The sequence below is a fragment of the Micromonospora sp. WMMC273 genome (assembly GCF_027460285.1).
Classification (GTDB): domain Bacteria; phylum Actinomycetota; class Actinomycetes; order Mycobacteriales; family Micromonosporaceae; genus Micromonospora; species Micromonospora aurantiaca.
The window spans coordinates 887097-910600 of the sequence record NZ_JAPZBE010000001.1 but is presented as its reverse complement, the minus strand read 5'-3'; the positions used below and the strand labels follow the sequence as shown (position 1 = coordinate 910600).

General features: G+C 73.9%; 28 protein-coding genes. 14 read left to right on the top strand and 14 right to left on the bottom strand.

Going from position 1 to position 23504, the window contains the following annotated elements:
- Positions 1-38 precede the first annotated feature (38 nt).
- Entirely contained in the window at positions 39-704 is a 666-nt protein-coding gene (locus O7611_RS04460; RefSeq protein WP_194799624.1) for a class F sortase, read from the bottom strand.
- On the bottom strand, positions 701-1534 hold the full coding sequence (locus tag O7611_RS04455; protein ID WP_194799623.1) for a DUF4397 domain-containing protein: 834 nt from the start codon (positions 1532-1534) through the stop codon (positions 701-703). The genes O7611_RS04460 and O7611_RS04455 overlap by 4 nt, the downstream gene beginning before the upstream one ends.
- Before the next feature lie 240 nt (positions 1535-1774).
- Here O7611_RS04455 and O7611_RS04450 point away from each other — a divergent pair, with 240 nt between their 5' ends.
- Positions 1775-2380 carry an RNA polymerase sigma factor gene (locus tag O7611_RS04450; RefSeq protein ID WP_013284457.1) on the top strand — a complete coding sequence of 202 codons (606 nt, stop codon included), beginning with the start codon at positions 1775-1777 and terminating at the stop codon, positions 2378-2380.
- On the top strand, positions 2334-3110 hold the full coding sequence (locus O7611_RS04445; RefSeq protein ID WP_269696262.1) for an anti-sigma factor: 777 nt from the start codon (positions 2334-2336) through the stop codon (positions 3108-3110). Before O7611_RS04450 ends, O7611_RS04445 begins: the two co-directional genes overlap by 47 nt.
- Before the next feature lie 97 nt (positions 3111-3207).
- On the opposite strand, the gene O7611_RS04440 is transcribed toward O7611_RS04445, so the two are convergent.
- The 4 genes from O7611_RS04440 to O7611_RS04425 form a co-directional block, all read right to left on the bottom strand.
- Entirely contained in the window at positions 3208-4167 is a 960-nt protein-coding gene (locus O7611_RS04440; RefSeq protein WP_194799621.1) for an electron transfer flavoprotein subunit alpha/FixB family protein, read from the bottom strand.
- Positions 4168-4179: 12 nt separating this feature from the next.
- Complete coding sequence (locus tag O7611_RS04435; RefSeq protein WP_194799620.1) at positions 4180-4959, bottom strand: electron transfer flavoprotein subunit beta/FixA family protein; 780 nt, start codon at positions 4957-4959, stop codon at positions 4180-4182.
- Between the two features lie 176 nt (positions 4960-5135).
- On the bottom strand, positions 5136-5540 hold the full coding sequence (locus O7611_RS04430; protein ID WP_194799619.1) for a hypothetical protein: 405 nt from the start codon (positions 5538-5540) through the stop codon (positions 5136-5138).
- A 2-nt stretch (positions 5541-5542) separates the two neighbouring features.
- Positions 5543-6340 carry a GNAT family N-acetyltransferase gene (locus tag O7611_RS04425; RefSeq protein WP_194799618.1) on the bottom strand — a complete coding sequence of 266 codons (798 nt, stop codon included), beginning with the start codon at positions 6338-6340 and terminating at the stop codon, positions 5543-5545.
- A gap of 41 nt (positions 6341-6381) precedes the next feature.
- Here O7611_RS04425 and O7611_RS04420 point away from each other — a divergent pair, with 41 nt between their 5' ends.
- From O7611_RS04420 to O7611_RS04410, 3 genes are read left to right on the top strand one after another with little or no spacing between them, the layout of a single operon-like run.
- A complete protein-coding gene (locus O7611_RS04420) occupies positions 6382-6768 on the top strand; it encodes a YidH family protein (RefSeq protein ID WP_194799617.1) in 387 nt (128 codons plus the stop codon).
- A complete protein-coding gene (locus O7611_RS04415) occupies positions 6765-7064 on the top strand; it encodes a DUF202 domain-containing protein (protein WP_194799616.1) in 300 nt (99 codons plus the stop codon). The genes O7611_RS04420 and O7611_RS04415 overlap by 4 nt, the downstream gene beginning before the upstream one ends.
- A 26-nt stretch (positions 7065-7090) precedes the next feature.
- Positions 7091-7486: a PLD nuclease N-terminal domain-containing protein gene (locus O7611_RS04410; RefSeq protein ID WP_135243658.1), complete on the top strand. Its 396-nt coding sequence runs from the start codon at positions 7091-7093 to the stop codon at positions 7484-7486.
- A 55-nt stretch (positions 7487-7541) separates the two neighbouring features.
- Here the strand turns inward: O7611_RS04410 and O7611_RS04405 are convergent, their stop codons facing one another.
- Positions 7542-9164, bottom strand: coding sequence for an acetolactate synthase (locus O7611_RS04405; RefSeq protein ID WP_269696261.1), 1623 nt, complete (start codon positions 9162-9164; stop codon positions 7542-7544).
- Between the two features lie 70 nt (positions 9165-9234).
- The gene (locus O7611_RS04400; RefSeq protein WP_120571337.1) at positions 9235-10008 is read right to left on the bottom strand and encodes an enoyl-CoA hydratase/isomerase family protein; all 774 of its coding nucleotides are present in this window, start codon (positions 10006-10008) and stop codon (positions 9235-9237) included.
- A 131-nt stretch (positions 10009-10139) separates the two neighbouring features.
- Between O7611_RS04400 and O7611_RS04395 the strand changes: the two genes are divergently transcribed.
- Complete coding sequence (locus tag O7611_RS04395) at positions 10140-10718, top strand: DUF6232 family protein (protein WP_269696260.1); 579 nt, start codon at positions 10140-10142, stop codon at positions 10716-10718.
- Here the strand turns inward: O7611_RS04395 and O7611_RS04390 are convergent.
- The gene (locus tag O7611_RS04390; RefSeq protein WP_194799613.1) at positions 10664-11095 is read right to left on the bottom strand and encodes a nuclear transport factor 2 family protein; all 432 of its coding nucleotides are present in this window, start codon (positions 11093-11095) and stop codon (positions 10664-10666) included. The genes O7611_RS04395 and O7611_RS04390 overlap by 55 nt on opposite strands.
- A gap of 58 nt (positions 11096-11153) precedes the next feature.
- On the opposite strand from O7611_RS04390, the gene O7611_RS04385 reads away from it, so the two are divergent.
- Positions 11154-11636, top strand: a complete 483-nt coding sequence (locus O7611_RS04385; protein WP_194799612.1) for a DUF6232 family protein — start codon at positions 11154-11156, stop codon at positions 11634-11636.
- Between the two features lie 7 nt (positions 11637-11643).
- On the opposite strand, the gene O7611_RS04380 is transcribed toward O7611_RS04385, so the two are convergent.
- Positions 11644-13119: an alpha/beta hydrolase gene (locus O7611_RS04380; protein ID WP_269696259.1), complete on the bottom strand. Its 1476-nt coding sequence runs from the start codon at positions 13117-13119 to the stop codon at positions 11644-11646.
- A gap of 94 nt (positions 13120-13213) precedes the next feature.
- On the opposite strand from O7611_RS04380, the gene O7611_RS04375 reads away from it, so the two are divergent.
- Positions 13214-13984, top strand: a complete 771-nt coding sequence (locus tag O7611_RS04375) for a hypothetical protein (RefSeq protein ID WP_269696258.1) — start codon at positions 13214-13216, stop codon at positions 13982-13984.
- A gap of 3 nt (positions 13985-13987) precedes the next feature.
- On the opposite strand, the gene O7611_RS04370 is transcribed toward O7611_RS04375, so the two are convergent.
- Both O7611_RS04370 and O7611_RS04365 read right to left on the bottom strand, forming a co-directional pair.
- A complete protein-coding gene (locus O7611_RS04370) occupies positions 13988-14884 on the bottom strand; it encodes a ribokinase (RefSeq protein WP_269696257.1) in 897 nt (298 codons plus the stop codon).
- A 16-nt stretch (positions 14885-14900) separates the two neighbouring features.
- On the bottom strand, positions 14901-15740 hold the full coding sequence (locus tag O7611_RS04365; protein WP_128138705.1) for an ABC transporter ATP-binding protein: 840 nt from the start codon (positions 15738-15740) through the stop codon (positions 14901-14903).
- Positions 15741-15872: 132 nt separating this feature from the next.
- Here O7611_RS04365 and O7611_RS04360 point away from each other — a divergent pair, with 132 nt between their 5' ends.
- Positions 15873-16877 (top strand): ATP-binding cassette domain-containing protein, encoded by a 1005-nt coding sequence (locus tag O7611_RS04360; RefSeq protein WP_194799608.1) that lies wholly within the window; start codon positions 15873-15875, stop codon positions 16875-16877.
- A complete protein-coding gene (locus O7611_RS04355; protein WP_194799607.1) occupies positions 16874-17884 on the top strand; it encodes an ABC transporter permease subunit in 1011 nt (336 codons plus the stop codon). Before O7611_RS04360 ends, O7611_RS04355 begins: the two co-directional genes overlap by 4 nt.
- A gap of 85 nt (positions 17885-17969) precedes the next feature.
- Here O7611_RS04355 and O7611_RS04350 read toward each other — a convergent pair whose 3' ends face one another.
- A complete protein-coding gene (locus O7611_RS04350; RefSeq protein ID WP_194799606.1) occupies positions 17970-19175 on the bottom strand; it encodes an ROK family transcriptional regulator in 1206 nt (401 codons plus the stop codon).
- 124 nt (positions 19176-19299) lie between these two features.
- Here O7611_RS04350 and O7611_RS04345 point away from each other — a divergent pair, with 124 nt between their 5' ends.
- From O7611_RS04345 to O7611_RS04330, 4 genes are all read left to right on the top strand, one after another.
- A complete protein-coding gene (locus O7611_RS04345) occupies positions 19300-20754 on the top strand; it encodes a glycoside hydrolase family 3 protein (RefSeq protein ID WP_194799605.1) in 1455 nt (484 codons plus the stop codon).
- A gap of 121 nt (positions 20755-20875) precedes the next feature.
- Positions 20876-21310, top strand: a complete 435-nt coding sequence (locus O7611_RS04340; RefSeq protein ID WP_194799604.1) for a hypothetical protein — start codon at positions 20876-20878, stop codon at positions 21308-21310.
- Positions 21307-21789, top strand: a complete 483-nt coding sequence (locus O7611_RS04335; RefSeq protein ID WP_194799603.1) for a thiol-disulfide oxidoreductase DCC family protein — start codon at positions 21307-21309, stop codon at positions 21787-21789. The genes O7611_RS04340 and O7611_RS04335 overlap by 4 nt, the downstream gene beginning before the upstream one ends.
- Entirely contained in the window at positions 21728-22429 is a 702-nt protein-coding gene (locus O7611_RS04330) for a TetR family transcriptional regulator (RefSeq protein ID WP_194799602.1), read from the top strand. Before O7611_RS04335 ends, O7611_RS04330 begins: the two co-directional genes overlap by 62 nt.
- Positions 22430-22614: 185 nt before the next feature.
- Here O7611_RS04330 and O7611_RS04325 read toward each other — a convergent pair whose 3' ends face one another.
- Entirely contained in the window at positions 22615-23280 is a 666-nt protein-coding gene (locus tag O7611_RS04325) for a GNAT family N-acetyltransferase (protein ID WP_194799601.1), read from the bottom strand.
- Positions 23281-23504 lie beyond the last annotated feature (224 nt).

Genomic DNA, 23504 nt, shown 5'->3' with positions numbered 1-23504 from the left:
CCCGGGGCGGTCCGGCCGCTCACGCGGAACGCCCGTGATCACGCGGGAACGGCTGTGATCACGATGTTGTCCCGGTAGCTGCGGGTCTTCGCGTCGAACGGCCCGCCGCAGGTGATCAGCGTGAGGCGGGGCTTCCCGTCGCGCGCGAAGTACCGCTCCAGCGGGATCTTCGACTTGCGGTACTCCTCCCGGGCCACCACCCGGTAGGCGCGCTCGCGGCCGTCCGAGCCGGTGGCGGTGAGCTCGTCCCCCTGGCCCAGCTCACGCAGCCGGAAGAACGCGCCCTTGCCCTGCTCGGCACTGTCCACGTGCCCGGCGATCACCACCGAGCCGGCGCCGGCCTCCAGGCCGGGGCCGTAGCGGTACCAGCCGACCTGGTCCACGCTGGGCGGCACCTCGAACTCGTCGGTGCGCTCGTTGACGCCGACCGGGTTGACTGTCGCGGTGACCCGGATCGGCGGGATGCTCAGCTTCACCGGCGGCACGATCTCGCTGTCGCCGGGCAGCGTCCCCGGGTTCACCGGGACCGAACCGCCGCCGGTCGCCGCCGGCGTGGGCGTGGGTGTGGCGCTCGCCAGGGCGGTCACCTCGTCGCCGCCGACGTCCTCGGCGGGCTCCGATCCGCACGCCACCACCGTCGCCAGGATGAGCGCGGCGGCGCCGGCGGCCATCGCCGCCAGCGCCCCGCGGTTGCGCACCGTCACCGGCGACCGGCCCGGGCGGTTGCCGCCACCCGCGCCCCGCCGCCGACCAGGAGCAGCACGCCGGCCCCGGCCAGCACGTACCACCAGGTGTCCACGCCGGTGCCGGCCTGGCCGCCGGTGCCGCTGGGCACGCCGCCCGGCGCCGAGTGCAGCCCGTTGATGGTCTGGGCGACCACGCTCAGGTTCTTCGCCTCGGCCGAGCCGATCGCGTAGACGATGGTGGCGGTGCCCTCCTTCAGGTTCAGGTCGGCCGGGCCGATGGCGACGGTGTCGGTGCCGGCGAGCACCACGTCCGCCTCGACCGAGCCGGCGGCCACGTCCGCCTTCGCCTCCTTCGGGTTGGTCAGGTCCTCGAAGACCGGCTTGCCGCCGGCCCGCACGTCGACGGCCGGGGCGGCGGCGGTGTGCCGGACGATCAGCCGGGCCTTGCCGGCACCCACCTTGGACACGTCGTTGACGAACGGGGTGATCTGCGGCTCGCCGGCGGCGCTCAGGTGGGCGGCGAGGCTGATGTTCGCCCCGCCCGGCACCTTCGCGTCGTCCACCTTCAGGATCGCCTTGTCGACCGCCTCACCGGGCTTGGTCAGGGCGATGTCGTACTCCCCCTCGGGCAGGGTGAGCGGGCCGGCCACGTCACCGGGCTTGAAGTTGTTCAGCGTCTTCTCGCCGTTGACGTACACGTCGACCGGGGTGTCCGGGATGCCGTGGACCACGGAGACCTTCGACGAGGCGGCGTAGGCCGGGCTCATGGTGGCGGCGCCGACGCCGGCGAAGGTGAGGGCGGCCACCGCGCCGCCCGCGGCGACCCGACGGAACATCGCGTACTGCATTGTCTGCCTCCTGGTGGTTGATGCTGATTCGTCAGGCCTGGCTTGCAGAACGGGTTACGCCGGCTCCGTCGCCCCCGGATGCGCCCGGATCCGATTTCTTTTTCCCGTCTCCGGGCGCATCCGCCGGACCCTCCGGCGACGAAGGAGAGGTGACGAGGGTCGTGACCGACACACCGGGAGAGTGGGGCGAGGGCTGTGGGAGTTACAGTCGGGCATGCCCCACGGAAGGCGAGCCGCCCGGTGACGGCGGCCAGGCAGGGCCCCGAACCGCCGGGCGAGGACGACCTCGCCACCCGGTTCCGCGACGGCGACGAGGCGGCCCTGCGAGAGGCGTACGACAGGTACGGGCGGGCGGTGCTGCACCTGGCCACCACGACGCTCGTGAACCGCAGTGACGCCGAGGACGTGACCCAGGCGACGTTCGTCGCCGCCTGGCTCGGCCGGGAGACGTTCGACCCGGCGAAAGGCTCACTGGTCGGCTGGCTGCTCGGAATCGGGCGGCGCAAGGTGGTCGACCGGATCCGGGCCTCGGCCCGGGAGACCCGGGTGGTCGAGACGGTGAAGCAACTGCCGGAACCGGTCTCCACCGGCCCCGACCCGGACACGGTGGTCGACCGGCTGGTGGTCGCCGACGAGCTGGCCCGGCTTCCCGACGAGCAGCGCCGGATGCTGGAGCTGGCGTTCTACGACGACCTGACACATCAGCAGATCGCGGCGGTGACCGGAGTGCCGCTCGGCACCGTCAAGAGTCACATCAGACGCGGCATGCAGAGCCTGAAACGCAGATGGGAGGTGGACGGTGCAGCACCTGGACCACGACCGGCTGGTCTTTCTGGCGCTCGGTGAGAGCGAGGCGGCTGACGGCGAGGCCACCCATCTGGACACCTGCGACCACTGCCGGGGCGAGATGGAGACGCTCCAGCACGTCGCCGGGCTCGGCGCGGGCACGCAGGGACTGGCCGAGCTGCCCGACCCGCCCGAGCACATCTGGCAGGGCATCGTGGCCGAGATCCGGGCCGCCGAGGAGCTGCCGACGCTGACCGATCGGCGCCTGCCGCGCCCGGCCGACCCGGTGGAGCCGGCCGCCGTACCCGTCGTGGCACGTCGTCCGCGGCGGACCCGGCGCTGGCCCGGGTGGGCGACCACGGCGGTCACCGCCACCGCCGCCGCGGTGATCGGCGTGGCCGGTACGGCCGCGGTGCTCGGCGGCGGCGGTGGTGGCGAGCCGGCCGATCCGCAGCCGTCTGTGCTGGCCAGCGCGCCGCTCGCCGCGTTCGGTTCGACGCCGAAGGACGCCTCCGGCGACGCCCGGGTGCTCGGCGACAACCGATTGCATCTGCACGTGGCGAATCTCCCGACCGTTCCGGGGTACTACGAGGTCTGGCTGATCGATCCGAACACGATGGATATGTTCTCCGTGGGTACGCTGAGCAACGGATCAGGGGACGCGCTCCTGCCGATCCCCCCGAACGTCGACCTGCGTACCTACACCGTGGTCGACGTCAGCGCGGAGCAGTACGACAACAAGCCCGGCCACTCCGGCGACAGCCTGCTGAGGGGCACCCTGACGGGCTGATCGGCGGGCCGGCTCAGCTCCCCGGCCCGCCGATCAGCTCCCTACGAGAAAGGCCGCCGCCCGGTGCACCGGGCGGCGGCCTTCTGTCACGCGACGCTCACTTGCGCTTGCGGATCTCCTCGGCGGCCTGCGGGACGACCTTGAACAGGTCGCCGACCACGCCGTAGTCGGCCAGCTCGAAGATCGGCGCCTCGGCGTCCTTGTTCACCGCGACGATGGTCTTCGAGGTCTGCATGCCGGCCCGGTGCTGGATCGCGCCGGAGATGCCCAGCGCGACGTAGAGCTGCGGGGAGACGGTCTTGCCGGTCTGGCCCACCTGGAACTGGTGCGGGTAGTAGCCGGAGTCGACTGCCGCGCGGGACGCGCCGACCGCGCCGCCGAGCAGGTCGGCCATCTCCTCGACCAGCTTGAAGTTGTCGGCGTTGCCGACACCGCGGCCGCCGGAGACGACCACCGACGCCTCGGTCAGCTCGGGGCGGGAGCCCTTCTGCTCGGCGACCCGCTCGACGACCTTGGCCAGCTTGTCCGCGTCGGTGACCGACACGGTGAGCTGCTCGACCGCCGGGGTGGCAGCGGCCGGGGCCGGGTTGAGCGAGTTCGGCCGGACGGTGACCAGCGGCAGGCCCTTGGTGACCTTGGACTTGACGATGGTGGAGCCGGCGAACGCCACCTGGGTGGCGGTGCCGTCGGCGGCCAGGCCGACCACGTCGGTCAGGATGCCGTTGTCCAGCTTGACCGCGAGGCGGGCGGCGATCTCCTTGCCCTCCTGCGACGAGGCGAGCAGCACGGCGGCCGGCTGGACGCGCTTGACCAGCTCGGCGACCACAGTCGCCTTGGGGGCCACCAGGTAGCCGTCGATCTCCTCACCCTCGGCCGCGTAGATCTTCTCCGCGCCGTACTCGCCGAGCTTGGCGCTCAGCGCCTCGGCGGCGCCGGCGCCACCGAGGACGACCGCGCTCGGGCTGCCCAGCTCGCGGGCGAGGGTGAGCATCTCCAGGGTGACCTTCTTGACGCCGAATTCCTTGGTGGCTTCGACGACGACGAGAACCTCAGACATGTCAGTGACCTCTCACACGAACTTCTCGGTGGCGAGGAACTCGACCAGCTTCACGCCGCCCTCGCCCTCGTCGGTGATCTTCTCGCCGCCGGAGCGCGGCGGGCGCTTGGAGTGCTCCACCACAGCGCTGGTGGCGCCGTCGAAGCCCACCTCGGCCGGGGCCACGCCCAGGTCGCCCAGGGAGAGCGTCTGCACCGGCTTCTTCTTGGCCGCCATGATCCCCTTGAAGGACGGGTAGCGCGGCTCGTTGATGGTGTCCCAGACGGAGACCACGGCCGGGGTCGAGGCGGTGACCACCTCGTAGCCCTCCTCGGTCTGCCGCTCGACGGTCAGGCTGGACCCGTCGACGGTGAGCTTGCGCGCGCCGGTCAGGGCGGCCACGCCCAGCCGCTCGGCGATCATGTGCGGCATGACCTGCACCCGGCCGTCGGTCGACTCGGCGCCGCAGATGACCAGGTCGGCGCCCAGCTGACCGAGGGCGGCGGCGAGCACCTTCGAGGTGGCCACCGCGCAGGAGCCGTGCAGGGCGTCGTCGACGACGTGGACGGCCTTGTCCGGGCCCATGGAGAGCGCCTTGCGGATCGACTCGGTCGCCCGGTCCGGACCCATGGTCAGGATGGTGACCTCGCCGCCGTGCGCCTCCTTGATCTTCAACGCCTCCTCGATGGCGTACTCGTCCATCTCGTTGATGACGTTGTTCGCCGAACCGCGGTCGACGGTGTTGTCGTCAGAACGCAGGTTGCGGTCCGCGCCCGAATCGGGCACCTGCTTGACGAGTACGACGATGTTCATCGCGCTTCGACGACCCTCCTGTTTGGTGTAGCGATCACTCGCCCGGTCACGGGCGCAGCCTCCCGCGTGACGCAACGTGGGTCAACCGCGGGCAGCTGTGCACTTCCCCACGAGGCAATGTTACCCGCAAGTAGCATGGCCGCCCCGGCGGCCCGGAGTGACGCAACTCACCGCCGTCACGCCGCCTCGGTCAGCGCCTGCCGGATCTTCTCGATCGCCGCCGCCTCGGCCGGCTCGATCCCCCGGTGCGCCTGCGCCACCCGATCCGCCGCGTCCAGCACCACCGACCGGTACGTCTCGACGTCCCCCGGCGACTTGGCGCGCAGGATCTCCACCGACCGGCCCAGCGCGGGCAGCACCACCGACTCGACCTCCAGGACCGAGTCCCGAGGGAGTTGCGGCAGCGGCCCGGTGGTCAGCGCCTCCTTCACCACGCCGCCCACCTCGCCGAGCGCGCCGGAGGCGGCGAAGCTCTCCCGCACCATCGCCAGCACCCCCGGTACGGCGTTGGAGACCAGGAACACGGCACCGAACGCGCCGGTCTTCAGGGTGAGCCGCTCGTCCGCCGTCAACCGCTCCATGATCACGGAGTGTAGACGTAGGGCGTGGAGGTGGTGACCGCAACGAGCCCGAGCCGCTCCAGGATGGGCCGGCTGTCCGGCGAGCAGTCCACCTGCAGCAACGCCTTGCCGCGCTGCTGCGCCAGTCGCGCCCGGTACGCCACCAGCGCCCGGTAGATGCCCTTCCTGCGCCACTGCGGCAGCGTCGAGCCGCCCCACAGGCTGGCGAAGCCGGTGCCACGCTGGTAGCGGATCCAGCCCGCACTGACCACCGTCTCCCCCGCCTCGGCCACCACGATCGTGATCGACTGCGGATCCGCCTCGATCTCCCGGGCCAGCCCGTACACCAGGTGGCTGCGGTCCTCCCGCCAGACCTCCTCCTCCATGTCGGCGATCCGCTCCAGGTCGGCCCGGCTGGTGACCTCGCGCAGGCGTACCCCCTCGGGGAGCACCGGGACGGCGGCGGCGAGCGGCGCGACCGGGCCGACCACGACTGTCTCCTGGTCCTCCGGGACGAACCCGGCGGCGCGCAGCCGGTCGGCCAGGTCGGCCGGCTCGTCGTGACCGGCGAGCTTCCACTCGACCGCCTCGCCCCGTTCCCGGAAGACCTCGACCTGCCGGGCGATCAGCGCGTCCAGCTCGGCGCCGGCCAGGCCGTCGAGCGTCCGGTAGGTGAGGAAGCCGCGGTGGTCGAGGCCGAGCACGCGGAACAGCGGGCCGTCGCGCTCCACCGTCACGCCGGCGGGCGCCGGATCGGGCAACTCCGGACGAAGCTGGCTGTCGTAGGCGTCACGCAGCTCGCGCGCGTCAAGATCGGTCATCCCCCCAGGCTAGGCGCGGGGCAAAGCGGATAATCGGCAGCGTGTGGGAGTCGATCAAGAGCTGGTTCGACCCGCGTGAGCTGCGTTCGGTCGGCACCCCGCCGGACTACCGCTTCTCGCTGGCGAACGAACGGACGTTCCTGGCCTGGCTGCGAACAGGTCTCGCGCTGGTGGCGGGCGGGCTGGCCGCCGCGCAGTTCCTGCCGCCGCTGCGCCTGGCCCACCTGCGCGAGGGGCTCGCGGTCGCGCTGCTGCTGCTCGGCGCCACCGTCTCGATCCGGGCGGTCGACCACTGGGCACGCACCGAACGCGCCATGCGGCTGAACGAGGAGTTGCCCGCGTCCCGCTTCCCGGCCGTCCTGGCGCTCGTCGTCGCGGTCGGCGCGCTGCTGCTGGTGGCCGCCGTGCTGGTGGGCGGCGCGCGGTGACCCGTGACCCCGGCCTGCAACCCGAGCGCACCCGGCTGGCGTGGCGGCGGACGCTGCTCACGCTCACCGCGGTGCTGCTGCTCCAGCTCCGGCCGGCGTTCGGCGGCCGGCCCGCGGACGCGGCGCCGGCCGGGCTCGCGGTAGTGGTCTGGCTCGCCGTGCTCGTGGTGACGTGGCACCGGGCCACCGGCACCGGACCGCGCCGGTTCGACAGATGGTCGGTGCCGCTGACCGCGCTCGGCGCGGCCGGACTGGCGCTGCTCGGCGTGGCGCACGTGCTCGGCGGGGTGCACTGACGAGCGGCGGTGAGCCATCATGAGGCATGGCCCGCCTCTACGTGCTGCTCTTCCTGGTCCAGATCGTCCTCGCCGTGTGCGCGCTGATCAGCTGCCTCTCCGCCGACGAGGAGAAGGTCAAGGCGCTGCCCCGGATGATCTGGGTGCTGATCATTCTCTTCTTCCCGCTGGTCGGCTCGATCGCCTGGTTCCTCGTGGGCCGCGAACGCCCGGCCGGCACCGCCGGCGTCACCGGCACGGCCCGTCCGGCCGCCCCGGCCCGCCGGCCCCTCGCCCCGGACGACGACCCGGAGTTCCTCGCCTCGCTGGACGAGCGGTCCCGCCGCGAGGACCAGGAACGGCTGCGGCTGTGGGAGGAGGACCTGCGCCGCCGCGAGGAGGAACTGCGCCGGCCGGACGACCGGGACCGCCCCGAGGTCTGAGACGCGCCGCGGGCCGCCCGCCGGTCACCCGGCGGACGGCCCGTACGCGCCGTGGTCAGGCCAGGTTCGACGAACGGGGGTACGCGTCCGCGGGGTCGGTCAGCACGTTCACCAGGTACGGCACGCCCGAGTCGAACGCGCGCCCCAGCGCGGGCCCGAGGTCGGCGGCCTTCTCCACCGTCTCGCCCGCGCCGCCGAGCGCCTCGACCACCTTGTCGTAGCGCAGGCCGGGCTGGAGGTCGGCGGCCACGTCGTAGCCGTACATCGCCCGCATCGGGTGCTTCTCCAGCCCCCAGATGCCGTTGTTGCCGACCACGATCACCACCGGCAGCTTCTGCCGGACCAGCGACTCCACGTCCATCAGCGAGAAGCCGGCCGCGCCGTCGCCCATCAGCACGCAGATCTGCCGGTCCGGGTGACTGACCCGGGCGCCCATCGCGTAGCCCATGCCGGTGCCGAGGCACCCGTACGGGCCGGGGTCGAGCCAGGTGCCGGGCTGGGCCGGCTCCAGGTACCGACCGGCGTACGACACGAAGTCGCCGCCGTCGCCGATGGTGATGGCATCAGGCGCGAGCGCCCGGCGCAGCTCGCCGTAGATCCGGGCCGGGCGGATCGGGTCGCTCTCGGCGGCCAGCTCCTCCGCGTCGCGGGCCTTCGCCGCGTCCTCGGCGGTCCGCAGCTCGGCGATCCAGTCGGCGTGGTCGGCCCGGTCGCCGGTGTGGTCGGCGAACGCACCCAGGATCAGCCGCAGGTCACCGGCCGGCGCGGCGGCCGGCTGCACGTGCCCGGCCCGCTGGCTCGGTGCGTCCACGACGTGCACCACCTGCGCGTCGCCGAAGTCGCCGAAGGAGAGCCGGAAGTCCAGCGGGGTGCCGATCACCACGACCACGTCGGCGCCCTTGAGCGCGACCCGGCGGGCCTTGGCGAAGGCGAGCGGGTGCTCCGGCGGGAGCGCGCCCCGGCCCATCCCGTTTGTGAACACTGGCACCCGCAGCGACTCGGCGGCGGCGCGCAGCGCGTCGACGGCGTCGCCCGCGTACACGTCGGAGCCGGCGATGATCACGGGCCGGGACGCGCCGGCGATCAGGCGGGCCGCCTTCGCCACCTCGTCCGGGTCCGGCTCGATCGGGGCCGGCGGCGTGACCGCCGGCAGGTCGGCGTCACCGACGGAGAAGACCGCCTCCAGCGGGAAGTCCAGGAACACCGGGCCGCGGTGCGGAGTGAGCGCGGTGGTCAGCGCCGCCGACACCGCGCGCGGGATGTCGTCGGCGCTGAACACCGTCTCGGCGTGCTTGGTCACCGGCGCGACCAGCGGCAGGTGGTCCATCTCCTGGAGGCTGCCCGAGCCCCAGCGGAACTGCGGCGCCCGTCCACCGAGCACCAGCACCGGCGAGGCGTTGAAGAACGCGCTGGTCAGGCCGGAGACCCCGTTTGTGACGCCGGGGCCGGCGGTGAGCACGGCCAGGCCGGGGCGGCGCTGGAGCTTGGCGACCGCCTCGGCGGCGAACACGGCGGACTGCTCGTGCCGCACGTCGTAGAGGGGGAAACCCGCCTTGTGCGCGGCGTCGTAGAGCGGGAAGACGTGCCCGCCGGACAGCGTGAACATCTCCCGTACGCCGTGCGCGCGTAGTGCCGCGAGTGCCAGATCGCCCCCGTGGCCCTCGATCCGCTCCGTCATGCCATTCCCCTTCGTCGACCGACCGGGGTCACGCTACTGGCCGGTATCGCGGATGTGAACAGCTCTCGCGTCAGCGACCGGTGAAGCCCGGCTTGCGCTTCTCCACGAACGCGGCCATGCCCTCGCGCCGGTCGTCGGTGGCGAACAGCGCTGCGAAGAGCTGGCTCTCCCAGGCCAGGCCCGAGGTGAGGTCCATGTCCAGACCGCCGTCGACAGCCGCCTTCGCCGCGCGCAGCGCCTGCACCGGCCCGGTCAGGAACGGCTTCACGTACGCCACCGCGGCGTCGTAGACCTCGGCGGCCGGGACCACCCGGTCGGCCAGGCCGATGCGCAGCGCCTCGGCGGCGTCGACCATCCGCCCGGTCATGATCAGGTCCTTGGCGCGGGCCGGGCCGACCAGGCGGGCCAGCCGCTGGGTGCCGCCGGCGCCCGGGATGATGCCGAGCTTGATCTCCGGCTGGCCGAGCTTGGCGTCCTCGGCGACGATCCGCCAGTCGCAGGCCAGCGCCAGCTCGCAGCCGCCGCCGAGCGCGTACCCGGTGATCGCGGCGACGACCGGCTTGGGGATGCGGGCGATCGCGCCGAGCGCGCTGGACAGGTCGGCCGCGCGCTCCGCCATGTCCACGTAGGACATGTCGGCCATCTCCTTGATGTCCGCACCGGCCGCGAAGACCTTCTCGCCGCCGTACACGATCACGGCGCGGACCTCGGCGTCGGCGGTGGCCGCCGACGCGGCGGCGCGCAACTCCTCCTGCACCTGGGTGTTGAGCGCGTTCATCGGCGGCCGCTCCAGCCGGATGGTGCCGATGCCGTCCTTCACTTCCAGCCTGACGAACTCGCCCACGCTGCCCTCACTTCCTCGTCGAAGTCGCGTGCCAACCTTACGACTCGCCTCGTTGGGGTAGACAGTGTGGTGTCGGCGACTCCCCAGGTCGCCGCCGCAGTCGCCGCCGCCCCGCCACCGGGAGTGAGGCCATGATCACCTACTACGACGACCGTTCCGTCCAGGTCACCTCCACCGCGGTACGGGTGGACGGGCGCAGCTACCCGCTGGCCGAACTGACCACCGTGTGGCACCGGCAGGGCGACCGCTCCTGGCGGGTGCTCGCCGGGCGCGGCGCGATCGGGGCCGCGCTCGCCGGGCCGCTGGTGGCCGCCGCGCTGGGCATCGCGCTGGCCGTGTGGCTGCAGCGCTCGGCGGTGGTCACCGTCGCCATCGTCGGCGTCTCGGTGCTGGTCGGCCTCGCCGTCGGGCCGCTCGCGGACTTCCTCTTCGAACACCTGGACCGCTCGTACGCCCGGGGCAGCCGGGAGATGGAGATGTGGGCGCAATGGCGGGGCCGCCCGGTGCGGCTGCTGCACACCCGCGACGCGATGCGCTTCGGGCAGGTCTACCGGGCGGTGCAGCGGGCCGTGGAGAGCCTCCCCGCCGCGCCCGGTCGTCCCGCGACCGGTCGTCCCGCGACCGGTCCTGCCGCGACGGGTCCTGCCGCGACGGGTCAGAACGTGATCGGCTCGTCCGGCAGCAGGCCCAGCCCGCGCAACAGGCCGTAGGTGTCCTGCTCGCCCCAGAACTGGACGATCCGGCCGCCGGCCAGGCGGTACATCTTGCAGGCGCTCTGCACTGTGGTCGCCCCTGTCGCGTCCCGCCGGTACGTCTGCGCCAGCGACACCACCACCCGGTCCCCGGCCGCGAAGATCTCCTGGATCTCCTGGTCGAGCACGGTCAGGCCGGGCGAGGAGACGGCCGCCTCGGTGTAGCGCCGGCCGCGTACCGCGCTGCCGGAGCCGTAGATCTCCACGTCCTCGTCGACCACCTCGGCCAGTTCGGCCAGGTCCTTCGTGACGAAGGTGCGCAGGTAGCGCTTGACCACCTCGACGTTGCGCGCCTGCTCGTCACCGCCGGTTCCGACCGCGTTCCGGTCCGTCATGCCGCCAGCCTACCGGCGCACGCGTCGCCGGCATCGACACACGCGGTTAGGCTGATTCATGGTCCTCTATTACCGGGACGACGCCGTGCAGGTCACCTCCGAGGCCATCCACGCTGGCGGTCAGGCCGTCGCGCTCGCCGACGTCACGTACGTCTGGCACGCGCGCGGCACCACCACACTCGCCGTCCGAGGGCGGGTGCTGGGCCGCGGGGTGCTGGTCCTGCTGCTGTCGCTGCCACCACTGGTCGCCGTGGTCTGCGTGCTCTCGCTGGCCTGGTCCGCGCAGGACCGCGGCGAGTGGAAACTGGCCCTGATCATCCTGGCCGCGTTCGTGGTGGTGGGACTGGCGCTCACCCCGTTCCTGGAGGTGCCGCTCGGCTGGCTGGACCGTTCCTACGAGCGCGGCAACCGGGTGCACGAGCTGTGGGTGCAGCACCACGGCCGGGAGACGATGCTGGTCCGTACGCCCGACGCGCTGCGGTTCGGGCAGATCTACCGGGCCGTGCAACGCGCCGTGGAGCAGCAGACCGACCGCCGATAGCGGCGACTCAGGTGAGCGGCAGCGTGGTCGCGATCGGCCAGGCGAGCACCACCGCCCCTACCGACGGCGCCAGCCACCACGGCGCGGCCCGGCGGCGCAGCACCACGGCCCAGGCCGCCTGCCAGGCCACAAGCGCCGCGAACAGGGGCACCACCAGCAGCACGAACCCGGGTGCCAGGCCGATGACCGCGGCGACGGCGAGCACCAGCACGGCGATCCCGCCGGTGGCCGCGTACCGGATGCCGTGGCCGTCCGCGAGCCGCTCGGCGCCGAGCAGGAACGCCAGGCAGCAGAACGTCACCAGGGGCAGCAGCCACCACCGGGCCCCGACCGGCACGGTCGAGGTGAGACCGAGATGAAGCGGCAGCGCGACGGCGAGCACCGCGTACCCGAGGAGCACGACGGCGACGACAGCGGACCGGACGCCACCCCCGGTCGCCGGTGGCCGGCGGGGTTGCGCGAAGCGCGCCGCGGCGGCCAGCAGCACGCTGGTGAGCAGCAGGAACACCGCCACGTATCCGCCCACGGCGAGCGGCGACCGGGCGGTCGGCAACAGCGCGGCGAGCACGGCGCCCACGCCCGCCGCCGGCACCGTCGCGGCGAGCCACCGCCCGGTACGCGGACCGCCGGTGCCCGCCCGCGCCCGGCGCGGCAGCAACGCCGCCAGTGGCACGAAGCCCAGCGCGAGCCCCGCCAGCAGCAGCCCGGCGCCGGCCGGCCGGGTCAGCGGGGACGGTGGCAGCCCGCCGGCAGGGTTCGGCAGCGCGTACAGAACCGCGGCGTGGGTACGCGGCGCGAACAGCACCGACACGTGCTCGACGCCGGGCGCCACCACCCGCGTGCGGGTGCCCGGCGCCGCGTCCCGTGACGCCTCGTCGACCGCCTGGCGGAAACCGGCGAACTCCAGCCCGCCCACCACGAGCGTCAGCCTCCCCGGCCAGCCCGCCGGCACGTCACCGCCGTCGGGCAGCGAGATCGCCACGGTCCGGTCGATCTCCGGATGCGCGACCGCGTACCGGACGACAGCGCCGGCACCCATCGAGTGCCCGACCAGGACGATCCGGTCCCTGTCGACGCCGGGACGCCCGCGCAGCCAGGCGACCGCGACGTCCAGGTCGTGCCGCAGCAGCGCCCGGCTGCGTTCCTCGTCCCGGCCCGCGCCGGGTAGCCGGGCGTGGCTGGCGCCGTGGCCGGCGAAGTCGAGCAGCACCGCGATCCCGCCCCGGCGGGCCACCGAGTCGGCCAGCGGCCGCATCAGCCGGGCCGACCCGGCGAAGCCGTGCGCGATCACCACCCCGGGCCGCCGGTCGCCGCTCACGCCGTCCGCCCGGACCTCGGTCAGCGGCACTCCCGCCACCGTCGCCCGCCGCGTGCTCAGACCGGCGTCGGCGCGGGCCAGGAGCAGAGCGCCCAGGACGACGGCGAGCAGCGCGACCACGCCGCAGGCGAGCAGTCGCCGCGACGCCGGGCCGGGGGTGGGCATGCCGGCACCCTACGCCGCGTCGGCGGCCCGGAGTGACAGTCGCCGCCCGGCCGCCGCCGGGCGGCACTGGCCGCGACGCCGCACACTGGATGTCATGGCGATCCCTCTTCCCCGGCCCGGCGCCGTGCTCGGCCTCACCCGTACCGCACTGGACCAGGCGCTCGGCTCGGCCGCCACGGTGGCCTCGGTACCCGCTCGGGCCTTCGCCGTCCTCGACCAGGTGGAGGCGCTGGTCCGGCGGATCGACGGGGTGGTGGACCGGATCGAGGGCACGCTCGACCGCACCGACCGGGTGCTCACCGGCGCGGAGACGGCGGTCCGCGAGGTGGCGGTGATCAGCGCCGCCGCCACTGCGGCGATCGACACGGCGACCGAGGTGGCCGCCGCGGCGACTGCCGTGGTCGGCGAGGCGCAGCGGGTCTCCGAGGCGGCGGCAGTGGTGGTCGGCGAGGCCGACCGGGTGGCCCGCGGCGCGGCAGGGGTGGTGACCGAGGCGGAGACGGTGACCGCGCGGGCGGCGGGCACGCTCGCGACAGCGGAGAAGGCGACGGGCGTCGCGAACGAGCTGCTCGCCGCGTACGAGGCGACGCTGCGGCGGGCCGCGCCGATGGCGGCGCGGTTCGTGGAGCAGCTCAGCCCGGAGGAGGTGACCGCCGCGATCCGGCTCGTGGACGAGTTGCCGAAGCTCAAGGACCACCTCACCTCGGACGTGCTGCCGATCCTGGCCACGCTGGACCGGGTCGGCCCGGACCTGCACGACCTGCTGGACGTCACGCGCGATCTCAAGCTCGCGGTCGCCGGCATCCCCGGGCTCGGCATGCTGCGCCGGCGCGGCGAGCGCCTCACCGACGAACCGGCCGGCTGAGGCTCAGCCGGCCGGGAACAGCTCGTCGATCTCCGCCCGATGGGGCAGCGCGACCGAGGCGCCGAGCTTGCGTACGCACGCCGCACCGGCGGCCGCCGCCCAGCGCACCGCGTCGGCCAGGTCCCGACCCTCGCCCCAGGCCACCGCGAGCGCGGCGGTGAACGCGTCCCCGGCGGCGGTCGAGTCGACCACGTCCACCGGCACCGCCGGCACGTGTGTCGCCGGCCGGTCCCGGTCGACGTACCACGCGCCGTCGCCGCCGAGCGTCAGCACCGCCCGGGGCACCAGGTCCAGCAGCGCCGCCGGCTCGTCCCGGCCGCGACCGGTCAGCGCCTGCGCCTCCGGCTCGTTCACCACGAGCAGGTCGGTCGCCGCCAGCAGCTCGGCCGGCACCGATCGGGCCGGCGCCGCGTTGAGTACCACCCGAGTGTCCGCCGACCGGGCCGCCAGCGCCGCCTCGGTCACCGTCTCGACCGGCACCTCCAGCTGCGAGACCAGCACATCCGCATCGCGTACGGCGGAGAGCTCGTCCGCGGTCAGCGACGTGAACGCGGCGTTCGCCCCGGGGGTGACCAGGATGGCGTTCTCCCCCGCGCCGCCGACCATGACCAGCGCGACGCCGGACGGGCCGTAGACCACCCGCAGGTGGCCGGTGTCCACGCCGGCCGCGGTCATCCGGGCCCGCAGCGTCACGCCGAACGAGTCCGAGCCGATCGCGCCGAGGAAGACGCAGGACGCGCCGGCGCGTACCGCGGCGACGGCCTGGTTGGCGCCCTTGCCGCCGGGCACCATGACGAAGTCGTCGCCCAGCACCGTCTCGCCGGGCCGGGGCAGCGCCGCGCCGATGCCGACGAGGTCCATGTTGGCGCTGCCGACGACGGCGATCCGGGTCTGCGGCACGGTGTCGTCCCGCCGCTCAGGCGGCGCGGGCGGCCCAGCGGTCGCCGGACCGCGTGACCACCAGCGGAAGGCCGAACGTCTTCGACAGGTTGTCGGCGGTGAGCACGTCGGCGAGCAGGCCCTGCGCCACCACGCCGCCCTCGCGCAGCAGCAGCGCGTGGGTGAAGCCCGGCGGGATCTCCTCGACGTGGTGGGTGACCAGCACCATCGCGGGCGCGTCCGGGTCGTACGCCAGCTCGGCCAGCCGGGCCACCAGGTCCTCGCGCCCGCCCAGGTCGAGCCCGGCGGCGGGCTCGTCGAGCAGCAGCAACTCCGGGTCGGTCATCAGGGCGCGGGCGATCTGCACGCGCTTGCGCTCGCCCTCGGACAGCGTGCCGTACGTGCGGTCGGTGAGGTGTCCGACGCCGAGCTGGCGCAGCAGCGCGGCGGCGCGCGCCACGTCGGTGCGGTCGTAGCTCTCCCGCCAGCGGCCGACCACCGACCAGGCGGCGGTCACCACCACGTCGACGACCCGCTCCTCGGCGGGGATCCGCTCGGCGAGCGTCGCGGTGGACAGACCGATGCGGGTACGCAGCTCGTTGACGTCGGTACGGCCGATGCGCTCGCCGAGCACGTGCGCGACGCCGCTGGTCGGGTGCAGCCGGCCGGCGGCCAGGTTGAGCAGCGTGGTCTTGCCCGCGCCGTTCGGCCCGAGCACCACCCACCGTTCGTCCAGCTCGACCCGCCAGTCGACGTCGTGCACCAGCGCGGTGCCGGAACGCTTGACGACGACCCCGTCGAGGCTGACCACCAGATCCGCGTCCACGGTCGAGGGGGCGGGGGCGCCCGGGGCGCCGGGGATCAGGTCACCAGTCACCGCTCCATCCAATCACGCACCCGGCCCGGCGCCCCCCACGGGCGGCGCCGCCGCCATAGGGTGGGGCGCCGTGTCGTTGGTCACCACTTCCGGAAGGACACCCATGCCCGACCGCTGCCGGAAGGCGCGCGGATGAGCGCGGTCATCGAGATCGCCGGCCTCCGCAAGACGTTCCACACGCTGCGCCAGGGGCGCCGGGTCGCCGTCGACGGCTTCGACATGCTGGTCGAGGCGGGCCAGGTGCACGGTTTCCTCGGGCCGAACGGGTCCGGGAAGACCACCACGCTGCGTGCGCTGCTGGGGCTGGTCCGGCCGGACTCCGGGCGGATGCGCGTGCTGGGCGCCGAGTCCCCCGAGCACCTGCCGGACGTGGCCGGCCGGGTCGGCGCGATCGTGGAGAGCCCGCAGTTCTTCGCCAACTTCACCGCGCACCGGACGCTGCGGTTGCTGGCGCTCGCAGGCGGTGTGCCGACCAGCCGGGTGGACGAGGTGCTGGAGCAGGTCGGGCTGCGCGACCGGGGCGACGAGCGGGTCAGGGGCTACTCGCTGGGCATGAAGCAGCGGCTGGCGGTCGCGTCGGCCCTGCTGAAGAACCCGGAGCTGCTGATCCTGGACGAGCCGGCGAACGGGCTGGACCCGGCCGGCATCCGGGAGATGCGCGACCTGACCCGGTCGCTCGCCGAGGCCGGGGTGACGGTGCTGCTGTCGAGCCACATCCTGGCCGAGATCCAGTTGATCTGCGACCACGTGACGATCGTGAGCCGGGGGCAGCGGGTCGCGTACGGGCCGGTGCAGGAGGTGCTGGCCGGCTTCGACCAGCACCAGTGGCGGGTCCGGGTGGCCGACCCGGAGCGGGCCGGGGAGCTGCTGGGCCGGGCCGGCCTGTCGGTGGCCGTCGCGCCGGACCACCTGGTGGTGACCGGTGTGGAGGATCCGGAGACGATCAGCCGGACGCTCGGCGAGCAGGGCGTGTGGGTGCGGGAGCTGGTCCCGCTGCGGCCGGACCTGGAGAGCGTCTTCCTGGAGCTGACCGGCGGCCACGAGCACGTGGCGGTGCCGCGGCAGGTCGACGGCGCTCCGCCGAACGACGGAGTGATCGACCTCGACGTCCGGGAGACCCGGGAGGTGGACGCGTGAACCTGGTCCGTGCCGAGCTGGAGCGGCTGGCCGCCCGGCGTTTCGTGCAGCTCATGGTGGTGCTGCTGGCTGTCGCCTTCGCGGTGACGGTGGCGACCACGCTCGCCGGTTCGCACCGGCCCAGCCCGGCGGAGCTGAGCCGGGCCCAGACCCAGGCGGCGGAGAGCGTGCGCCAGATGGAGATGGCGTACGACCGCTGCCTGCGGATCCGGGAGGGCGGGCTACCGCTGGGCGAGAACGACTATCTGCCGCGCGACTGCGCCCAGATCGACCCGGCCCAGATCGAGGAGCTGCCGACCGCTGCCGACTACCTCAGCGGTGTGTTCGTCTTCGCCAAGGAGGCCGAGCCGCTGCTCTACTTCCTGATCGCGTTCCTGACGCTGTTCGGGTTCCTGGTCGGCGCCTCCTACATCGGGGCCGACCTGAACTCGGGCGGGGTGGTGAACCTGCTGCTGTGGCGGCCCCGGCGGCCGACGGTGCTCGCCGCGAAGCTGGGCACGCTGCTGGGCGGGTTGCTCGGCCTCTCGGTGCTGGCGTCGGTGGCGTACCTCGGGGCGTTCTGGTTGATCGGCCAGGCCTCCGGCCTGGTCGGGCGCACCGGCGGCGACTTCTGGCCGTCGCTCGCCGCGATCTGGGCGCGGGGGCTGGTGCTGGTGCTGCTCGCCGCGGCGCTCGGGTTCGCCGTGGCCACGCTGGGCCGGCACACCTCGGCGGCGCTCGGCACGGTGGCCGCGTACCTGGTGGTGTGGGAGCTGGGTGCCCGGCTGGTGTTCCAGATCCTGGAGGTCGGCCGGCCGGACCGGTACATGCTGTCCAGCCACCTGGCGGCCTGGCTGTCCGGCGAGGTCCGGCTGTGGGACAACAATGCCTGCGGCTCCGGGATCTCCGGCTACTGCGACGGCTCCTACACGCTCACCTGGACGTCGGGCCTGGTGGTGCTGCTCGGGCTCACCGGCGCGCTGGTGGCTGCGGCGTTCACGGTGTTCCGCCGCCGTGACCTGATCTGACCGGAGCCGCGATCCGGCAACTCCTTGCGGACCCTGGCGCCATGATGAAGGATTCCTTCACATGGCGCCAGGGTGCACGACGCGGTCAGCCGACCGTCGAGCCGAACACCTCGTCGCGTACGGCGTCCAGCGCGGTACGCAGCGCGCCGCGCAGGATCGGCTCCTCGGTCAGCCCGGTCGTCACCACCCGGGGCCGGACCAGCGTGATCGCGGCGACCTCGTGCTGCACCCGCTCGGCCAGCGCCGCCCCGCCCGCCTGGCCGACCGCGCCGGCGAGCACCACCAGCGGCGGATCCAGCACCACGCAGGTGCTCGCCACACCGAGCGCCAGCCGCCGGGCCAGTTCGTCGAGCATCGGCCCACCGGCGGTGCCGGCCGCGATCGCCGCGCGGACCACCTCGGCGGCCCGGGCCGCCGCGACGCCCTGCTCGGCCGCCTCCGGGCTGGCGAACCCGTGCTCGGCTGCCACCGCGCGTACCGCGTCGGCGCCGACGAGCTGCTGAAACGCCGGCTTGGCCCGCTTGGACACATCGCGCGGGATGGGCGCGCCGGGTACCGGCAGGTAACCGATCTCGCCGGCCGCGCCGCTGCTGCCGTGGTGCAGCCGGCCGCCCAGCATGATCGCCAGGCCGACGCCCGCGTCCACCCAGACCAGCACGAAGTCGGCGGTGCCACGGGCCGCGCCGGACTGCGCCTCGGCCACCGCCGCGAGGTTCACGTCGTTCTCGAACACGACGGGGGTGTCCAGGTCCTCGCGCAGCGCGGCGAGCAGGCCGCTGTGCCAGCGCGGCAGGTTGAACGCGAACGTGATGTCACCGGTCTGCGGGTCGACCAGGCCGGGGGTGCCGAGCACGACGCGCCGGACGGCGGACAGCTCCGCCCCGGCACTGGCGGCCGCCTGGACCACGGCGTTGTGCACCACGCCGACCGGGTCGTCGGTGTCCCTGGTGGACTGCTCGACCCGTCCGGCCACGGTGCCGGTGATGTCGGCGCAGGCGGCGACCACCCGTTCCGCGCCCACCTCGACGCCCACCACGTACGCGCTGCTCGGCCGGACGGCGTAGAGCTGGGCGTTCGGGCCCCGCCCGCCGGCCTGCTCGCCGACCCGGGCGACCAGGCCGCGCTCCTCCAGCCGCTCGACGAGCTGGGACGCGGTGACCTTGGACAGCCCGGTCAGCTCACCGATCCGGGCCCGGGTCAGCGGGCCGCGCTCGAGCAGCAGCTCCAGCGCCGCACGGTCGTTGAGCGCCCGCAGGAGTCGGGGGGTACCGGGCAGCCGGGTCGCACTCATGCCGTCGTCCTCAATTTTCAGTAAAGTTTTCTAACCACAAAACGCCTGCCGAGGGGCGCCCGTTAGCGTATCGGCCACCCCCATGCGCGGAGGTCGGACGACCCGGCAGGGAAAGGGGATACTCGTGGGTCTGGATCCAGGACTGCGCCGGCTCGCGCTGGGCACGCTGCTTGCCGCGTACCCGGGACCGGTCCCGCCGGGCTGGGCGGTCGACCTGCTCGCCGACGGGCTCGCCGGGCACACCCTGTTCGGCACCAACATCCACGACCCGGCCCAGGTCGCGGCGTCCACGGCGGCGCTGCGTGCCGGCCGCCCCGACGTGATCGTCGCGATCGACGAGGAGGGCGGCGACGTCACCCGGCTGGCGCACGCCACCGGCAGCCCGTACCCCGGAAACGCCGCGCTCGGCGCGGTGGACGACCCCGATCTCACCCGCCGGGTGTACGCGGCGATCGGCGCGGAGCTGGCCGCGCTGGGCATCACCGTCGACCTCGCCCCCACCGTCGACGTCAACACCGCCGACGAGAACCCGGTGATCGGCACCCGCTCGTTCGGGGCGGACCCGAAGCGGGTCGCCGTCCACTCGGCCGCCGCCGTCGCCGGTCTCCAGTCGACCGGTGTGGCCGCCTGCGCCAAGCACTTCCCCGGGCACGGCGCCACAGTCGCGGACTCCCACCACGAGCTGCCCACTGTCGACGTGCAGCCGGCCGTCCTGCGGGAACGCGACCTGCCGCCGTTCGCCGCCGTGGTCGACGCGGGCGTCCGCGCGGTGATGACCGCGCACATCCGGGTGCCGGCGCTGACCGGCGACGGCCCGGCCACGTTCAGCCGCGCGGTCCTGCACGACCTGCTGCGCGTCGAGTACGGCTTCACCGGCGCGGTGATCACCGACGCGCTGGAGATGAAGGGCGCGGTGCTCGCCGCCGGCGGGGTCGGCGCGGGCGCGGTCCGGGCCCTGGCCGCCGGCGCGGACCTGCTCTGCATCGGCGCTCGGGTGGACGCCGAGCTGGTCGAGTCGGTCGCCGCCGAGATCGTCGCGGCGATGGCCGACGGACGGCTGGCGCGTGGGCGGGTCGAGGAGGCGGCCGGCCGGACCGCCGCGCTCGCCGCCGCCACCGGGCCCGCCGACGCCCCGCCGCCCGCCGCAGACGGCCTCGGCTACGCCGCCGCGCTGCGGGCGGTACGCGTGGAGGGCGACCTCACCCGCGACACCGCTCCCCTGGTGGTGCAGGTGCACGCCACCTCCACCATCGCCGAGGGGCGGGTGCCGTGGGGACTCGGCCCGCACCTGGCCGCCGGGATCGAGCAGGCGCGCGCGGTGGCGGGCGAGACCGACCCGGAGCAGGTGCGGCGGCTCGCCGGGGACCGGCCGGTCGTGCTGGTCGGGCGGCACCTGCACCGGCTGCCCGGCGCGCGCGAGCTGGTCGAGGCGCTGGCCGCCACGCATCGGGTGACTGTGGTCGAGATGGGCTGGCCGGGCGCGTGGCGGCCGGCGGGCGCGCGCGCGTTCGTCGCCACCCACGGCGCCAGTCACGCCAACGGCCGGGCCGCCGCCGACGCGCTCGGCCTGACCGCCTGACCCGCACCCCCACGCGGCCCGCTGCCCGGAAGGGCTGCGGGCCGCCCTCTTGAACACGTTCAAAATCTGTCGTACGCTCAGTGCGCCAGCGATTTGAACATGTTCAAGAGAGGCTACGGGGATGGACGTGAAGGTCTGGATGTACCTGGCCTACCTGACGGTGAGCATCGGCCTCACCGTCTGGGTGGCGCGGGCACTGTCCCGCAACGGGCTGGTGTTCCTGCAGGACGTGTTCGCCGACAGCCGGCTGGCCGAGGCCGTCAACAGCCTGCTGGTGGTCGGCTTCTACCTGCTCAACCTCGGCTACGTCACGGTGGCGATGAAGGAGTCCGGTCCGGTCGGCGACACCAGCCAGGCACTGGAGCAGCTCTCCATGAAGGTGGGATTCGTCCTGCTGGTGCTCGGCGCGCTGCACTTCTTCAACGTCTTCGCGCTCGGCCGCTACCGGCGCGGCCGCCTGCGGCAGCAGGCCACCCACCCGCCGCTGCCGCCGGTCAGAATGCTCCCGCCGCAGGGCGGACCGGTACCGGCGGGTCCGAACCCGCCGGCCCGGTGACGTCCGCCCCGGGCGGGCACCCGCAGGATCCCACCGGGCACGGGGCCGGTGGGATCCGCGGGTTCACCGTCCTGTTCGACGCGGACTGCCCGATGTGCCGGGCCGCCCGGCGCTGGCTCGCCTCGCGCGCCCAGCTCGTACCGCTGGAGTTCGTGCCGGCCGGTTCCGCCGAGGCCCGGCGGCGCTTCCCCGGGCTGGACCACGACGCGACGTTGCGCGACCTGACGGTGGTCGCCGACACCGGCGCGGTCTACCGCGGCGACGGCGCCTGGTTCGCCTGCCTGTGGGCGCTGGCCGAGCACCGCGGCACGGCCGAGCGGCTGGCCCGTCCACACCTGCTGCCGCTGGCCCGCAAGGTGGTGGCGGCGGCCTCCGCGGTCCGCGAGCGGATCCGGGAACCGGGATACGGTGACGACGATGACCGAGCAGAGTGCGCCGACGACAGCTGCGGCTGGCCAGGGGTCGACGGCCCGGGGTGAGCAGACCCGCCAGCTGATCCTGGACACCGCGATGCGGCTGTTCCGCGAGCGCGGATACGCCCGCACGACGATGCGCGCGGTCGCCCAGGAGGCGGGCGTGGCGGTGGGCAACGCCTACTACTACTTCGGCTCCAAGGAGCACCTGGTCCAGGAGTTCTACGCGGGCACCCAGCGCGAGCACCGGGCGGCGGCCGACACGGTGCTCGCCCGCGAGCGGGACTTCGGCCCGCGCCTGGCCGGGGTGCTGCACGCGGGCATCGACGTGCTGAGCCCGTACCACGCGTTCGCTGGCGCCTTCTTCAAGACGGCGGCCGAGCCGACCTCGCCGCTGAGCCCGTTCTCCGCCGAGTCGTCGGAGCCCCGGGACATGTCGATCGCGCTGTTCCGCGAGGCGCTCACCGGGTCCACCGTCAAGCTCGACGACGAGCTGCGCGAGGCGCTGCCCGAGCTGCTCTGGCTCGGCTACATGGGGGTGGTGCTCTACTGGGTGCACGACCGCTCGGACGGTCAGGTCAAGACCCGGCAGCTCATCGACGGCGTGGTGCCGCTCGTGGACCGGCTGGTGGGGCTGTCCCGGCTGCGCGTGCTGCGACCCGTCACACGTCAGGCGCTCACCCTGATCCACACGCTGCGTCACTGATCTCACCACCGCGCCTGACAGCGATTGCGCAGGTGAGAGTCCGCAACCGGACAGTGGCACACCCCTTGTTGACCACCGGCACTAACACATAGCGTTACCGATGTCGGGGCCTGGGGGGAGAGCAGCGGACCGTGGATCCGGCCCGGGATCCACGGTCCGCGCCAGGCCGGGGATGCCGGGCCGGCTCAGCGGGGGAAGACGCCGAACGCGGTGAGGCCGCGGTCCGGGAACCCGGCCGCCTCGGCCACCCGGCCGGACGCCGCGTTGCCCGGGTCGTGCAGGTAGGTGGGGATCGCCCCCTCGTCGAGCACCCGGCGGGCCGCCTGCGCGACCAGCCGCCGGGCCAGGCCACGCCCGCGCGCCGCCGGCACCGTGCCCACCGCCAGCTCGTGCCCGTACGCGTCGTGCCGCTTGATCCCCACGCCGGCCCGGTACGCGCCGTCGGCGCCGCGGACCACCAGCACCTCCCTGTCGAACAGCCGCAGCCACGGCGGCAGCCCGGGCAGCGTGGGCGGCACCCACTCCCCCACCTCCGGCAGCGGCGCCGGGTCGGTGCACCAGCGGAAGACCGAGGTGTGCGCGACGAACTCGGGCGTGCCGACCGCGCCCGGCAGGTCGGGCAGCCACTCCCCGAGCGGCCGGTCGCGCACCAGGGTCCGGACCGCCTCGACCCGGTCGGCGGCCACCGAGAGGACGGTGCTGCCGTCCGCTGTCACCGCGACGGCCGGGCGCAGCCGCCCGTCCCAGGCCGGGCGGGCGCGGCGGTGGGACCGGACCACGTGCAGCCCGGGGCCCGCCGGCCACTGCCCCAACCAGGTCGCCAGATGAAGGAAGACCCGCCGGTCGAGCACGTGATCATGGTACGCCGGGACGCCGCGCTCGTGTCCGCCGAATTCCGCGATCGCGCGGGGGTTGAGACGTGCGGCCGATGGGTAGAGGGTCGGCACGCCAGCGACGGACGCCGATCCCTGCTTCCGCCCCCGGCCGCAGGAACTCCGGCGCTTCACGGAACCGAAGGCATCGACCCTGCGTCATATTCATTTTCATACATGGACAAGTTTCTCTGGGACGGTAG

What these genes read in the sequence shown, in the direction of transcription:
- O7611_RS04410 (WP_135243658.1), top strand. Translation starts at nt 7,091, where the DNA reads ATGGCCCGCCTCTACGTGCTGCTCTTCCTGGTCCAGATCGTCCTCGCC.
- O7611_RS04340 (WP_194799604.1), top strand. Translation starts at nt 20,876, where the DNA reads ATGGACGTGAAGGTCTGGATGTACCTGGCCTACCTGACGGTGAGCATC.
- O7611_RS04380 (WP_269696259.1), bottom strand. Translation starts at nt 13,119, where the DNA reads ATGCCCACCCCCGGCCCGGCGTCGCGGCGACTGCTCGCCTGCGGCGTG.
- O7611_RS04430 (WP_194799619.1), bottom strand. Translation starts at nt 5,540, where the DNA reads ATGGAGCGGTTGACGGCGGACGAGCGGCTCACCCTGAAGACCGGCGCG.
- O7611_RS04385 (WP_194799612.1), top strand. Translation starts at nt 11,154, where the DNA reads ATGGTCCTCTATTACCGGGACGACGCCGTGCAGGTCACCTCCGAGGCC.
- O7611_RS04350 (WP_194799606.1), bottom strand. Translation starts at nt 19,175, where the DNA reads ATGAGTGCGACCCGGCTGCCCGGTACCCCCCGACTCCTGCGGGCGCTC.
- O7611_RS04395 (WP_269696260.1), top strand. Translation starts at nt 10,140, where the DNA reads ATGATCACCTACTACGACGACCGTTCCGTCCAGGTCACCTCCACCGCG.
- O7611_RS04360 (WP_194799608.1), top strand. Translation starts at nt 15,873, where the DNA reads ATGAGCGCGGTCATCGAGATCGCCGGCCTCCGCAAGACGTTCCACACG.
- O7611_RS04330 (WP_194799602.1), top strand. Translation starts at nt 21,728, where the DNA reads ATGACCGAGCAGAGTGCGCCGACGACAGCTGCGGCTGGCCAGGGGTCG.
- O7611_RS04455 (WP_194799623.1), bottom strand. Translation starts at nt 1,534, where the DNA reads ATGCAGTACGCGATGTTCCGTCGGGTCGCCGCGGGCGGCGCGGTGGCC.
- O7611_RS04405 (WP_269696261.1), bottom strand. Translation starts at nt 9,164, where the DNA reads ATGACGGAGCGGATCGAGGGCCACGGGGGCGATCTGGCACTCGCGGCA.
- O7611_RS04440 (WP_194799621.1), bottom strand. Translation starts at nt 4,167, where the DNA reads ATGTCTGAGGTTCTCGTCGTCGTCGAAGCCACCAAGGAATTCGGCGTC.
- O7611_RS04390 (WP_194799613.1), bottom strand. Translation starts at nt 11,095, where the DNA reads ATGACGGACCGGAACGCGGTCGGAACCGGCGGTGACGAGCAGGCGCGC.
- O7611_RS04425 (WP_194799618.1), bottom strand. Translation starts at nt 6,340, where the DNA reads ATGACCGATCTTGACGCGCGCGAGCTGCGTGACGCCTACGACAGCCAG.
- O7611_RS04375 (WP_269696258.1), top strand. Translation starts at nt 13,214, where the DNA reads ATGGCGATCCCTCTTCCCCGGCCCGGCGCCGTGCTCGGCCTCACCCGT.
- O7611_RS04435 (WP_194799620.1), bottom strand. Translation starts at nt 4,959, where the DNA reads ATGAACATCGTCGTACTCGTCAAGCAGGTGCCCGATTCGGGCGCGGAC.